Below are 14,375 nucleotides of genomic sequence, written 5' to 3'. Positions count from 1 at the left end.
GGTATGGGTCGCTTCAGCCCAGGCCGTCGAGGCGGCGCATCAGCTGCTGGGCCAGCTCGTCTTCCGACAGCTCGTCGAAGGAGCCGACATCGGGAGCGGCCGCGGGGGTGGGCGCGGCGGTGGGCGCGGGGTTGGGCACGGGCACCTGGGGCGCCGGCGCGCCGGCCGCGGGCATGAGATCGGCGAACACCTCGCGCGCCAGGTGCTCGGTGAGCGCCGCGACGCTGGGGTGGTCGAAGGTGAGCGTGGCCGGCAGCGTGCGCCCGACCGCCTGGCCCAGGCGGTTGCGCAGCTCCACCGCCATCAGCGAGTCCAGGCCGAGCTGGCGCAGGGGTTCGGTCACGTCCAGGTCTTCGCCGCGCTGCAGGCCCAGCACCTTGACGGTGAGCTGGCGCACGTGGTCGCGCAGCAGGGTCTTGCGCCGGTTCGCGGCGGCCGATGCCAGGCGCTCGCGCAAGGACGGCTCGGGTGCGGCGGCGGTCTGGCCGGGCGCCGGCACCTGGCCTGGCCGCGCCAGCCCGCGCAGCAGCTCGCCGAACAGCGGCGGCGCGCCGTCGGCCAGGTGCGCCCAATCGCTGTCCAGCACGGCCAGCTGGGCGTTCGGGAACAGCGCGCCGGGCGCGGACCGGCGCATCGCGTGCTCGAGCGCGGCCAGGCCGTCGGCGGGTGCGATGGCGCGCAGCGAGCCGGGCTTGTCCAGCCGGCGGTCGGCGGCGGCGCCGATCTCCGCCCAGGGGCCCCAGTTGATGCTGACGGTGGGCAGGCCGCGCGCCTGGCGGTACCAGGCCAGCGCGTCCTCGAAGGCGTTGGCCGCCGCGTGGTTGGACTGGCCGGCCGGCCCCGCCACCGAGGCGCCCGAGGAGAACAGCACCAGGAAGTCCAGGTCCGGGCACAGCGTGTGCAGGTTCCAGCTGCCCCGCACCTTGGGCCCCATCACGGTGGCGAAGCGCGGCCAGGTCTGCGCCGCGATAACGCCGTCGTCCAGCACGCCGGCCGCGTGCACCACGCCGGCCAGCGGCGCCAGCGCGGCGGCCTCGGCCAGCACGCGCTGCAGGTCGGCGCGGCGCGCCACGTCGCCGCGCGCGACCAGCACCTGGGCGCCCTGCCCCCGCAGGCCTTCGATCACCGCCAGCGCGCGGGCGTCGGGCGCCTGGCGGCCCATCAGCACGAGGTGGCGCGCGCCCCGCTCCACCAGCCACGCGGCCACGCGCAGCCCCAGGCCGCGCAGGCCGCCGGTGACGAGGTAGGCGCGGTCGGCGGCGAGGCGCGTCGGGCCCCCGGCCGGCGCGGTGGCCGCGTCGTGGCGCACCAGGCGGCGCGCCAGGCGAGCGCCGCCGCGCCGCGCGATCTGGTCCTCGCGCGAGGGCGATTGCAGTTCGTCCGCCAGCTGGCGCGCCGCCTCGGCGTCTCCGCTGGCGGGGTCGAGGTCGAGGCGCACGCAGCGCAGCTCGGGGTGCTCCACCGCCACCACGTGGCCCAGGCCCCAGGCCGTGGCCTGGGCGGCGTCGGCGCTGTCGTTCGCGCGCGCGGCCTGCGCGCCGCGCGTGACCAGCCACAGGCCCGGCGCGCCGTCGGCGCTGCCCGCCTGGGCGGCCAGGGTCTGCACCGTGGGCAACAGCCCGCCGATCAGGCGCTGCTGCTGCTGTTCGACGGCGTCCGGGTCCAGCGCCTCGTCCAGGCGCGCGTCCAGCGGCTGCAGCTGCACGACGCCCTGCCAGGGGCCCTCGCCCAGCGCGGCGGCCAGGCCGGCCGGGCCCTCGGCCAGCACGCGCACCTCGTCGCCGCGCGCGCGCAGTTCGCGGGCCAGCGCCTGCTGCAGGCCCGCCGCGTCGGGCAGCAGCAGCCAGCGCCGCGCCGCGTGGGCCTTGGCCTCGGCCAACGGCTGGCGGGCCAGGAACACGGCCTGCTGTTGCAGCACGGGGTGTGGCGTGTCGCCGGGCAGCGCGGCCGGCTCGCCCAGGCCGTGCTGTTGGAACAGATCGAGCCAGGCCCCGCGCGGCATCAGCGCGTACTGGCGGCGCTGGGTGTCGGCGTAGGCCCACCAGCCCTCGAGCAGGCCCACGGTGAGGTCGCCGAAGCGCTGGGGCGTGGTGCCCTCCAGCAGCACCAGGGTGCCGCCGGGCGCCAGCAGGCGGCGCACGTGGTCCATGGTGGTGTCGAGGTCGGGCGTGGCGTGCAGCACGTTGGCGCCGATCACCACGTCGTAGGCGGCCTCGGCGAAGCCCTGCCCGGCGGGCGCGGCGCCGATGTCGAGCACGGCGTAGCGCATGAAGCCGTGGGCGGCGAACTTCTCGCGCGCGCGGTGCAGGAACAGCGGCGACACGTCGGTGAAGGTGTAGTCCAGGTTCGCCGTGGGCAGGCGCGAGAGCACGTGGTGCGTGGTGCTGCCGGTGCCGGCGCCGATCTCCAGCACGCGCAGGGGCCGCCCGGCGGGCCAGGCCGCGGCGATGGCCGCCAGCGCGTCGGCGATGAGGGCGTTGTAGACCTGGGCCGGTGGCGAGTGCTGGTACAGGCGCTCGGTGTCGGCCAGCGAGCCGCCCGGGAACAGCAGGGCCAGCGGGTCGGCCTGGCCGCGCAGCACCGCCGCGAGTTCGCGCGCGCAGCGCGCGGTGAGGTTCAGCTCGGCGTCGCAGTCGGCGAAGCGCGCCAGCAGATCGTGGTACCGCGCCTCGGGGTCGCCGGCCCCGGGCCAGTGCCGCACCGAGTAGCCACCGGCATCGCGCGCGAGCGCGCCGTCTTCCACCAGCATGCCCAGCATGCGCTCGAACAGGCGGCCGTGGCGCGGCAGCACGCCCAGGCGCGTGGCGAGCGCGGCGGCGGGGCCGAGGGCTTCGCCAGGACGCGGGTCCAGGCCCAGGCCATGCAGGGCCTGGCGCACGTAGTCGGCGGCCAGGGCATCGAGTTCGGGCAGGAAGCCGGCGTAGCGGTCCAGGCCGTGCTGGCGCGCGAGTTCGTCCACGCGCGGGCCCAGGGCCTGGGCGATGGCGGCGGGCGAGGCCGCGCCGGCCGCGTTCGGCGGCAGCTCGCGCCACACGATCTCATGCAGCATGCGGCGCACGCTGGCCGGCACGCGGCCCTGCGGCGCCAGGGCCTCGGGCCGCGCGCGCTTGAAGTGCATGCCCTCGAACCGGGCCAGCACCGCGCCCGCGTCGTCGAGCAGCGTGAGGTCGGCGCTGAAGGTCTCGGCCCGGGCCGGGTCGCGGCCTTCGCCGGGGCGCAGCCTCACGTGGTTCCAGACCGCGCGCCCCGGCGCGCGGTCCAGGCGGATGCGGTCGACCTGCAGCAGCAGGAAGGCCTGGTCCAGGGTCGCCCCCTGCTGGGGCAGGCCGGCGCCGATGACGTGGAAGCAGGCGTCCAGGCAGGCGGGGTGCCACAACAGGCCGGCCTCGGGCGACAGGCCGTCGGGCCAGGACAAACGCGCCAGCACCTCGCCCTCGCCGCGCCGGATCGACTCGACGCCGCGGAACAGCGGGCCGAATTCCAGGCCCAGGGTCTTGAGCCAGCCGTAGTAATGGTCCACGTCGATGGCCTCGCCCAGGCGCGCCGCGATCGCGGCGGGCGCCTCGTGCGCGGGCACCGACGCGGTGGCGGCCGCGAGCCGCGCGCTGGCGTTCACCGGCCAGCCGCCCCCCTCGGCGTCGAAGGCGGCGATGCGCAGGGCACTCACACCCGCCTCGGGCGCGCCAAGCACCAGTTGCGCGCGCACCGGTTCGTCGCCGTCGAGTGGCATCGCGCGGTGCACCACGAAATCACGGATCTCCACGGGGCCGTCGCCGAACTGCAGTTGCGCGGCGGCGCGCGCCATTTCCATGTACACGGGCGAGGGCAACAGCCAGCGGCCCAGGATGCGGTGGTCGCGCAGCCAGGGCTGGACCGCCAGGCCCCAGCGCGTCTCGAACAGGCGGTCGCTGGTGAGCGACTGCGCCACCTCCCAGCCCAGCAGCGGGTGCAGGACCGCGGGCCGCGGCTCGGCGCCGCGCGCGGGCGCGTGGTCGTCTGGCGCCCAGTAGCGCTCGCGCTGGAAGGGGTAGCCCGGCAGCGCGACACGGCGGCGCGCGCGGCCGGCGTCGAAGGCCGCCCAGTCGATGGCGGCGCCCAGGCCGTGCAGGCGCGCCAGGCTGCCGAGCAGGCTCTCCCAGTCGCCGCGCCCTCGGCGCAGCGAGGGCAGCCAATGGCGCTGGCCGTCGCCCGAACCTTCCGGCAGGCAGGCCTGGCCCAGGCCCAGCAAGGTGGGGTGCGGGCCCACTTCCAGAAAGACCTCGACGCCCGCCTGCGCCAGCGCCTGCACCGCGGGCGCGAACTGCACCGCCTCGCGCACGTGCTCGCGCCAGTAGCCGGGCCGGGTGATGGCCTCGCCCACCGGGCGGCCCGTGAGGTTGGAGATCAGCTCGATGCGCGGCGCGCGCAGGTCCACCGACGCCACCAGCCGCTCGAACTCGGCCAGCATGGGCTCCATCAGCGGCGAGTGGAAGGCGTGCGACACCTTGAGCCGCGAGCAGCGCAGGCCCTGGGCCTGGCATTGCGCCTCGACCGCCTCGATGGCGCGCAGAAGGCCCGAGACCACCACGTTCTGCGGCCCGTTGACCGCGGCGATGGACAGCTCGCGCGGCCAGGCCCCGATGAGCGCGGCCACGCGCGCGGGCTCGGCCATCACCGCGAGCATGCCGCCGTCGCGCGGCAAGGCGCCCATCAGGCGGCCGCGCGCCGCGATCAGCCGCAGCGCGTCGTCCAGGCCGAACACGCCGGCCACGCAGGCCGCCACGTATTCGCCCACGCTGTGGCCCATCACCGCCGCCGGCCGCACGCCCCAGGACAGCCAGAGCTGCGCCAGCGCGTACTCCAGCGCGAACAGCGCGGGCTGGGTGAAGGCGGTGTCGTCGATGGCGCCGTCGGCCTCGGGCGCGAACAGCACCTCCAGCAGCGGGCGCGGCAGCTGGGCGTCGAGCCCGGCGGCGCAGCGCTCCAGCGCGGCGCGAAACACCGGCTCGCTGGCGAAGAGCTCGCGCGCCATGCCGGCGTGCTGCGCGCCCTGGCCGGTGAACAGAAAGGCGATCTTGGGCGCGCGCGCGCCGGCCGTGGCGGCGAACACGCCGGGCGGGTCCTCGCCCGCGAGGTGGGCGCGCAGGCGCAACGCGGCCTCCTGCGGCGACGCCGCCAGCACCGAGAGGCGGTGCGCGAAGGGCGCGCGGCCGGTGTTGGCGCTGTAGGCGAAGTCCGCCAGCGAGGCGCCGGCGCCGTCGAGCGCCTCGGCGTAGGCCGCCGCGAGGGCGCGCAGCGCGCCGTCCTGGCGGGCCGTGGCGGTGAGCAGGTGCAGCGGCCGGTCGGGGCCGGCGGGGGCTGGGGCGGGCGCGGGTTCGGGCGCCTGCTCCATCACCAGGTGCACGTTGGTGCCGCTGAAACCGAAGGAACTGACGCCGCCCAGGCGCGGGCCCGTGCCGCCGGGCCAGGGCGTGAGCGCGGTGGGCACGCGCACCGCCAGATCGTCCCAGGGGATGTAGGGGTTGAGCGTTTGCACGTGCGGCTGGCCGGGCACCTGGCCGTGGCGCAGGGCCAGGGCCAGCTTGATCACGCCGCCCACGCCGGCCGCCGCTTCCATGTGGCCCACGTTGGCCTTGACCGAACCGAGCAGCAGCGGCGCATCGCCCGCCTGGCGCGGCTCGCCCAGCACCTTGGCCAGGGCCTGCACCTCGATCGGGTCGCCCAGCGAGGTGCCGGTGCCATGCGCCTCGACGAAGCCCACGCGCGCCGGGTCCACGCGCGCGTCGGCCAGGGCCTCGCGCAGCACGGCCTCCTGCGAGGGGCCATTGGGCGCGGTGAGGCCGTTGCTGCGGCCGTCCTGGTTGGCCGCGCTGCCGCGGATGAGCGCGACGATGTTGTCGCCCGCGGCCTGCGCGTCGGACAGGCGCTTGAGCACCAGCACGCCGCAGCCCTCGCTGCGCACGAAGCCGTCGGCGCGCGCGTCGAAGGTCTTGCAGCGGCCGTCGGGGGCCATCATGTGCGAGCGCGACAGCGCCACGCTGACGTCGGGCGTGAGGATCAGGTTGACGCCGCCGGCGAGCGCGGCGTCGCACTCGCCGCGGCGCAGGCTCATGACGGCCTCGTGGATGGCCACGAGCGAGGATGAGCAGGCGGTGTCGATCGACAGGCTGGGCCCGCGCGTGCCCAGCACGTAGGACAGGCGGCCCGAGGCGATGCTGTGCGCGATGCCCGAGGCGGTGTAGGCGTCGAAGCTCTCCTTGCCGCCGTCGCGCAGCAGCTGGTAGTAGTCGCCGGCCGACATCCCGATGAAGACGCCAGTGCGGCTGCCCTCCAGACGATCGGCCGGGATGCCGGCGTGCTCCAGCGCTGCCCAGGCCACCTCGAGCAGCAGGCGCTGCTGCGGGTCCATGCTGCGCGCCTCGCGCGGCGAGACGCCGAAGAAGTGCGGGTCGAAGCCGTCCACGTCGCCCACGAAGCCGCCCCAGCGGGTGTTCATCTTGCCCGGCGCATCGGGGTCGGCGTCGTAGAAGTCGTCGATGGCCCAGCGCTGCGGCGGCACCTCGGTGATGGCGTCCACGCCGTCGCGCACCAGGGTCCAGAAGCGCTCGGGCGTGTCGGCCCCGCCGGGGAAGCGGCAGCCGATGCCGACGATGGCGATCGGCTCGCGCGCGCCGCTGCCGCCGGCCTCGGCGAGCCGCGCCTCCAGCGCCGTCACGCGCTCCTGCAGCCCGTCGGCCAGCAGCGCCAGGCGCTTGGGCGAAAAGTGGCTGATGCGTTCGAGGAAGTCAGACATCCGATTGCTTTCTCTGCAGCTTCTTCGCGAACAAGGCCTCGATCTCCTCGTCGCTCAGGTCATCGATGGCCTCGACCGCGCCGCTGGCCGTGGGCACGGGTGCGGCGGCGGCTTCGGTCTCGGCCTGCGGCGCCAACAGCTGCCCGATGTACCCGGCCAGCGCGTCCAGCGTGGGGTAGTCGAACACCAGGGTGGCGGGCAGGCCGCGCGCCAGGCCCAGGTCCTTGCCCAGGCGGTTGCGCAGGTCCACGGCCATCAGCGAATCCAGGCCCAGTTCGTTGAGCGGCTGGCGCGGGTCGATGCGGCGGGCGTCGGCCACGTCGACCACGCGCGCCACGTGCTCGCCGACGAAGGCCAGCAGGCGCTCGGCGCGCTGCGCGCCCGGCAGCCCCTTGAGTTCGTCGGCCAGCGAGGCGCCGCGCGCGGGCGCCGGCGCGCTCGCCGCGCGGGGTGCCTCGCCGTGCGTGGCGGCGCGGAAACGCTCCAGCAGCGGCGGCACGCCCGCGTCCAGGAAGCGCTCCCAGCGCACCGGGAACACGCCCACGCTGGCGGCCTCGCCGCGCATCAGCGTCTGCAGCAGGTCCAGGCCCATGCGCGGCGTGATCGCATCGATGCCGCGCGCGCCCACGCGCTGGTCCACCGCGCGGTCGGCGGCAGCGCCGACCTCGCTCCAGGCGCCCCAGGCGATGCTCAGGCCCGGCAGGCCTTGCGCGCGGCGGTGCAGCGCGAGCGCGTCGAGGAAGGCGTTGGCGGCCGCGTGGTTGCCCTGGCCGGACGAGCCCAGCAGGCCGGCCACCGAGGAATACAGAACGAAGAAGTCCAGCGGCCGTTCGCGCGTGAGCGCGTGCAGGGCCCAGGCGCCCTCCACCTTGGGGCCCAGCGGGCGCGCGAAGCGCTCCCAGGTCTGCTGCTGCAGGGCGCCGTCTTCCAGCACGCCGGCGCTGTGAATGACGCCGCGCAGCGGGTGGTCCTCGCCGATCAGGCCCAGCACGCGCGCCACTTCGTCGGCGCGCGACATGTCGGCCTGCACCAGCTTCAGCTGCACACCGAGCGCGCGCATGGCGTCCAGCGTGGCCAGGGCGGCCTCGCCGGGCGCGCGGCGGCCCACCAGCACCAGGTGGCGCGCGCCCTGCTCGGCCAGGCGCATGGCACTGATCAGGCCCAGGCCCGACAGGCCGCCCGTGACCAGGTAGCTGGCCTCGGGCGACAGCGATTCCATGCAGGCCTGCGCCGGATCGTGGCGCGTGAGCACCACCTTGCCGGTGTGGCGCGCCTGGGCCATGAAGCGCAAGGCCTCGGCGCCGCGCGCCAGCGGGAAGGCGTGGTACGGCAGCGGGCGCAGCTCACCCGCGTTCACCAGGCCCATCACCCGCTCGAACAGGGCCTGGGCGGCGGCCGGGTCCTGGTAGCGCTGGGCGTTGAGGTCGATGGCGTGGTAGCGCGCCTGGGGGCGCTCCTGCGCGAAGCGCTCGGGCGTCCAGATGTCGCGCTTGCCGATCTCCAGGAAAACGCCATCGGCCGCCAGGCAGCGCACGCTGGCCGCGATGAAGTCGCCCGCGAGCGAATTGAGCACCAGGTCCACGCCGCGGCCCTGCGTGAGGCGCAGCACCTCGTCGGCGAAGTCCAGCGTGCGCGAGTCCATGACGTGGTCGACGCCGAGCGCGCGCAGCGTGGCGCGTTTGGGCTCGCTGCCGGCGGTGGCGAACACTTGGGCGCCCGCGCGCCGCGCGAGCTGGAGGGCCGCCATGCCCACGCCACCGGCCCCGGCGTGGATGAGCACGCGCAGGCCCGGACGCAGCCCGCCGAGCGTGTGCAGCGCGTGCCAGGCGGTCATGAAGGCAAAGGGCAGCGTGGCCGCCTGGGCGTAGCCCATGCCGCGCGGCAGCGGCGCCACGTGGCGTTCCTGCGTGGTCACGTGGCTGGCGAAGCAGGCTTCGCCCGTGGCCACCACCGCGTCGCCCACGGCGAAGCGGGTGACGCCCTCGCCCACGCGCACGATGCGCCCGGCGCACTCGCCGCCCAGGGGCTCGGGGTCGTCGCGCAGGGCGACGGCGTTCATGATGTCGCGGAAGTTCAGGCCGGCCGCGCGCACCGCGATCTCGACCTCGCCCGGGCCGGGCGCGCGCCGCGCCATCGGGCGCAGGGCCATGTCGTCGAACACGCCGCTGGCGGCCTTTTCCAGTCGCACCGGCGCGTCGTCGGCGGCCGCCAGCGGGAAGGGCGCCAGGCGCGCCACGTGGCGCTGGCCGCCGCGCAGCGCAACCTGGTCCTCGGCATCGGCCGTGGCCAGCGCGCGCAGCAGGCCCTCGGCCATCGCGGACACATCGGCCCGTGGATCGAGATCGACGCAGCTGGCGCGCCACTCGGGGTGCTCCAGCGCGATGACCTTGCCCAGGCCCCAGGTCGGCGCCTGCGCGGCGTCGACCGCGTCGGCGCCATCGACGGCCATCGCGCCGCGCGTGGCGATCCACAGGCGCGGGGCGGTGGCGAACGCGGTGGCGCCCATGGCCTGCACCAGGTCCAGCAGCGAGCCCAGACCGGCGCGCAGCGAAGGCACCACGGCACCGGCCTGGGCCGGGGGTGTGTCGAGGCTGCCGAGGTGGACCACGCCCCGCCACTCGGCGGCCGCCAGGGCCTCGCGCAACGCGGCGGCGTCGGCCCCGGTGGCGGCGCTCGCGGGCCGCAGGTCCACCACCTGGCCCGCGCCACGCAGGCCAGCGGCCAGGGCATCGCCCACGCCTTGTTGATCGGTCAGCAGCAGCCAGCGCCCGCCCGCGGGCATCGGCTCCAGCGCTTCCACCGGTTTTCGCGCGGCCAGCAGCACCTCGCGCGAACGCGGGTCGGGCGCATCGATGGCGGCGGCCTCGAAGCCCGTCTCGGCCAGCAGCGACAGCCAGCGCTCGCGCGACAGCAGCGGCTGGCGGGGCCGCAGATCGGTGTCGGTGAAGCGCCACCAGCCTTCGGTGAGGCCGAAGGTGATGTCGATCCAGCGCTCGTCGCCGGCCACCTCCAGCATCAGCAGGGTGCCGCCGGGCGCCAGCGCGCCGCGCAGGCGGCCCAGGGTGCGGCGCAGGTCGGCGGTGGCGTGGACCACGTTGGAGGCGATCACGAGGTCGAAACGGCGCCCGTCCAGGCCCTGCGCGGCCAGGTCCTGCTCCAGGTCCAGGGCCTGGAAGGCCATGAAGCGGTGCGCCGCGAAGGCCTCTTTCGCGCGCGCCACCATCGAGGGGCCGACGTCGGTGAACAGGTAGTCGCAGCGCCCGGCGGGCAGCGCGGGCGCCAGCCAGGCGGTGGTGCCACCGGTGCCGCCGCCCACCTCCAGCACGCGCAGGCGCTGGCCCGGGGGCAGTTGGCGCAGCGCGGCGCGAACGGTTTCGCGCACCAGCTGGTTGTAGGCCTTGGCCTCGGGGGCGTCGCGGTACAGGGCCTCGGCGAGAGCGGCCGAGCCGTCGGGGAACAGCCGGTGCAGCGGGTCCACCGCGCCGCGCAGGATGCCGCCCAGCGCCTCGCCGCAGTTCGCGGTGAGCGTGAAGCGCGGGCGCGCGGCCGGGTGGCGCTGCAGCAGCGCGGGCAGGCGCTGCATCGGGTCGGCCGGCGTGGGCCAGTGCAACACGGTCCAGGCCCCGCCCTCGGCGCGCAGCACGCCGTCCTCGGCCAGGATGGCCAGCAGACGCGGCAGCAGGCGGTGGTAGCGCGGCGCCACGCCGAGCTCGCGCGCCAGCGCGGCGGCCTCGACCCGCTCGCCGGCCGCGGGGCGCCAGCCCAGCTCGGCCAGGGCGCGCACGATCCAGTCGGCGCTCAGGGACTCCAGCGCCAGGAAGGCCTGCTGGTAGTCGTCCAGGCCGTGCTCGCGCGCCAGGCCGTCGAGCAGCGGGCCGGCCAAGGCCGCCAGTTCGGTGGGCGCGGGCAGCCAGGCGGCGTCGGGCGCGCGCGGCCATTCGATGGCGTAGACCGGGGCCTCGCCCGCGCCCAGCGGGCGCAGCGCGATGCCTTCGAGCGTGGCCACGGGCCCCTGGTCGTCGCTGACGGAGACGCTGGCCTTGAGCAGCCCCGCCCCGCCCTCGCCCACGGCGATGCGCGCGTGGCTGGTCACCCGCGGCCCCGGCGTGCGGTGCCACTGCAGGCGCTCGATCGCCATCGGCAGGTAGGCCTGGCCAGCAGCGGTGCGCGCGGGCAGCGCCGCGGCCATCACCTGCAGGCAGGCGTCGAGCAGGGCCGGGTGCAGCAAGTAGTCGCCCGCGCCGGCGGCGGCGGGCAGTTCGATCTCGCCCAGGGCCTCGCCGTCCTGGCGGTGGAGGTGGCGCACGCCGTGCAGGCTGGGACCGAAGTCCAGTTGGCGCTCGCGCAGGCCCTCGCGGTGCGCGGCGCCGTCCCGCGTGTCGGTGCAGCGGGCCCGCACGGCCTCGCGCGGCTCGGGCGTGGGCGCTTCGGCGCGCTCGGCCGCATCGGCATAACGGCCCAGCGCGTGCCGTTGCCACGCGTCCTCATCGGCGCCGTCGGCCTGCGACAGCACCTCGACGCTGGCGGCCTCGCCCTCGGGCCGGCGCACGATGACTTGCACCGTGCGGGCCTCCTCGCCCTCGAAGGCCAGGGGCTCGACGATCGCCACGTCGTGCAGCGCGCGCGCCTCGCCCCAGACCTGGCGGCTGGCGGCCAGCGCCATTTCCAGGAAGCCGGTGGCCGGCAGGATGGCGCGCCCGTTGACCCGGTGGTCGGCCAGGTACGGCAGGTTGGCGGCGCGCAGGCGCTGTTCGAACGACACCACCTCGCGCAAGGCGCCGCGCAGGCGCGTGCCCAGCAGCGGGTGCGCGGTGTCGCGGCCCGCGGACCGGGGCGCCACGGGGCGCGCGCGGAACCACTGGCGCTCGCGCTGGAAGGGGGTGCTGGGCAAATCGGTGGGCCGGCAGCCGGACGAGGACCAGACGGCCCGCCAGTCCAGCGGCGCGCCGGCCAGGAACAGGCCGCCCAGCGACTCGGCGAGCTGGTCCAGGTCGTCGCGGCCCTTGCGCAGCGTGGGCACCAGGGTGGGCGCGCCCGCGCCCAGCGTGGCCTCCACGAACGGCAGCAGCGTGGGGTGCGGGCCGACCTCGATGCACACGTCGGGCGAGACGCTGGCCAGCGTGCGCAGGCCATCGGCGAAGCGCACGGCCTCGCGCACGTGGCGGCGCCAGTAGCGGGGCTGGGTCACCTCGGCCGGGTCGGCCCAGCCGCCCGTGAGGTTGGACACCAGGCGCAGCCGCGGCGCGGCGAACGGCACGCTTGACGCGGCCTGCTCAAAGGCGTCGAGCACCGGCTCGACCAGCGGGGAATGGAAGGCGTGCGAGACCGGCAGCACCTGGCAGCGGTGGCCGCGCGCCGCGAAGCCCTCGCACAGGGCGTCCACGTCGGCGGCGGCGCCCGCGATCACGGTCTGGCGCGGGCCGTTGACCGCCGCGATGGCGACCCGCGCCGCGCGCGGGGCGAGCGCCTCGGCCACCTCGGCCTCGGGCGCGGACACGGCCGCCATGCGGCCACCGGCGGGCAGCGATTGCATCAGCCCGCCGCGCCGGGCGATCAGCCGCAGCGCGGCGTCCAGCGGCATCACGCCGGCCACGCAGGCGGCCACGAGCTCGCCCACCGAATGGCCCATCACCGCGTCGGGCCGGATACCCCAGCTGATCCACAGCTGCGCCAGCGAGTACTCGATGGCGAACAGCGCGGGCTGGGTGAAGCCGGTGTCGTCGAGCCGCTTCGCCGGCGCCTCGGGGTCGAACAGCAGCTCGAGCAAGGGGCGCTCGATGGCGCCTTGCAACCCGGCGGCGCATTCATCGAGCGCGCGGCGGAACACCGGCTCGCGCTCATAGAGGGCGCGGCCCATGCCCAGGTACTGCGCGCCCTGCCCCGTGAACAGGAAGGCGATGCGCGCCGGGTCGCGGCGGTGCACGCGCGCGGTCCGCAGGTTCGGCGCCTCGCGGCCCTCAGCCAGGGCGCGCAGGCCCTCGACCAGTTCGGCCACGCTGCGCGCCAGCACCACGGCGCGCAGCGCGAAGGCCGCGCGGCCCACGGCGGCGCTGAAGCAGAGATCGGCCAGTTGCTCGTCGGGCCGGCCCGCGAAGGCCTCGGCGCAGCGCGCGGCCAGCGCGGCCAGCGCGGCGTCGTTCTTGGCCGAGAGCACGAACGGCCACTGGCGGCCGGCGGGGCTGTTCACCGCCGCCGGTGCCTCGGGGGCCTCTTCCACCAGCACGTGCGCGTTGGTGCCGCTGAAGCCGAAGGAGCTGACGCCCGCGATGCGGCGGCCGTTGATGGGCTCCCAGGGCGTGAGCGCGGTGGGCACGCGCAGGGCGAAATCGTCCCAGGGAATGTGCGGGTTGGGCGTCTTGAAGTGCAGGTGCGGCGGAATCTGCCGCTGCCGCAGCGACAGCACCAGCTTGATGAGCCCGGTGACGCCGGCCGCCGCTTCCAGGTGGCCCAGGTTGGTCTTCACCGAACCCAGCCACAGCGGCTGTTCGCGCCCGGCGCCGAACACCGCGCCCAGGGCCTGCACCTCCAGCGGGTCGCCCAGCTGCGTGCCGGTGCCATGCGCCTCGATCAGGCCGACCTCGTGCGGCCGCAGGCCCGCGCGCGCCAGGGCCTCGCGGATCACCGCTTCCTGCGCCGGGCCGTTGGGCGCGGTCAGGCCGCTGCTGGGGCCGTCCTGGTTGACGGCGCTGCCGCGGATCACCGCGAGCACGCGGTCGCCGTCGGCCTGCGCGTCGCTCAGGCGCTTGAGCACCACCACGCCACAGCCCTCGCCGCGCGCGAAGCCGTCGGCGGACGCGTCGAAGGTCTTGCAGCGGCCGTCGGGCGCGAGCATGCGCGCGTGCGACAGCGCGATGTACAGGTCGGGCGAGAGGATGAGGTTGACGCCGCCGGCCAGGGCCATGCGGCAGTCGCCCGCGCGCAGCGCCTGGCAGGCCAGGTGCACGGCCACCAGCGAGGACGAGCAGGCGGTGTCCAGCGTGAGGCTGGGGCCCTGCAGTCCCAGCAGGTACGAGAGGCGGCCCGAGCCGATGCTGTGGGCGATGCCCGAGGTGAAATGCGCGTCGAGCAGCGAGCGGTCGCCGCTCATGAGCTGCAGGTAGGCGTAGTCGCTGCTGCACATGCCCATGTAGACGCCGGTGCGCGTGCCCTCCAGCCGGTCGGGCGCCTGGCCCGCGTGCTCCAGGGCCTCCCAGCTCACTTCGAGCAGCAGGCGCTGCTGCGGGTCCATGCCCTGGGCCTCGCGCGGTGCGATGCCAAAGAAGCCGGCGTCGAAGCCGTCGATGGCGCCGAGGAAGCCGCCCGCGCGCGTGGCAATGCGCCCGGGCGCCTCGGGGTCGGGGTCGTACAGGGCCTCGGTGTCCCAGCGATCGGCGGGCAGCGGGCCGATGGCGTCCACGCCGTCGCGCATCAGGCGCCAGAAGCTGTCGGCGTCGTTGCCACCGCCGGGCACGCGGCAGCCCAGGCCAATGATGGCGACGGGCTCGCGCGCCGCGGCCTCCAGCGCGGCCACGCGCGACTGCGCCGCCTCCAGCGCGAGGAAGGCGCGCTTGAGGGGCGACAGGGCGGGTTCGCCAGCGGGGGCCGGGGGGCTTGCGTCGTTCAT

2 protein-coding genes are annotated in these 14,375 nt (G+C 76.1%); both read right to left on the bottom strand.

The features are described 5' to 3' along the window. Positions 1-13: 13 nt before the first annotated feature. Positions 14-6,772 carry a type I polyketide synthase gene (locus tag JNX00_RS09230; protein ID WP_204744764.1) on the bottom strand — a complete coding sequence of 2,253 codons (6,759 nt, stop codon included), beginning with the start codon at positions 6,770-6,772 and terminating at the stop codon, positions 14-16. Beyond that, the gene (locus JNX00_RS09225) at positions 6,765-14,375 is read right to left on the bottom strand and encodes a type I polyketide synthase (protein ID WP_204744763.1); all 7,611 of its coding nucleotides are present in this window, start codon (positions 14,373-14,375) and stop codon (positions 6,765-6,767) included. The genes JNX00_RS09230 and JNX00_RS09225 overlap by 8 nt, the downstream gene beginning before the upstream one ends.

Source organism: Hydrogenophaga sp. YM1, assembly GCF_016903055.1.
Taxonomy (GTDB): domain Bacteria; phylum Pseudomonadota; class Gammaproteobacteria; order Burkholderiales; family Burkholderiaceae_C; genus Hydrogenophaga; species Hydrogenophaga borbori.
This window is presented reverse-complemented; position numbering and strand designations above follow the sequence as displayed.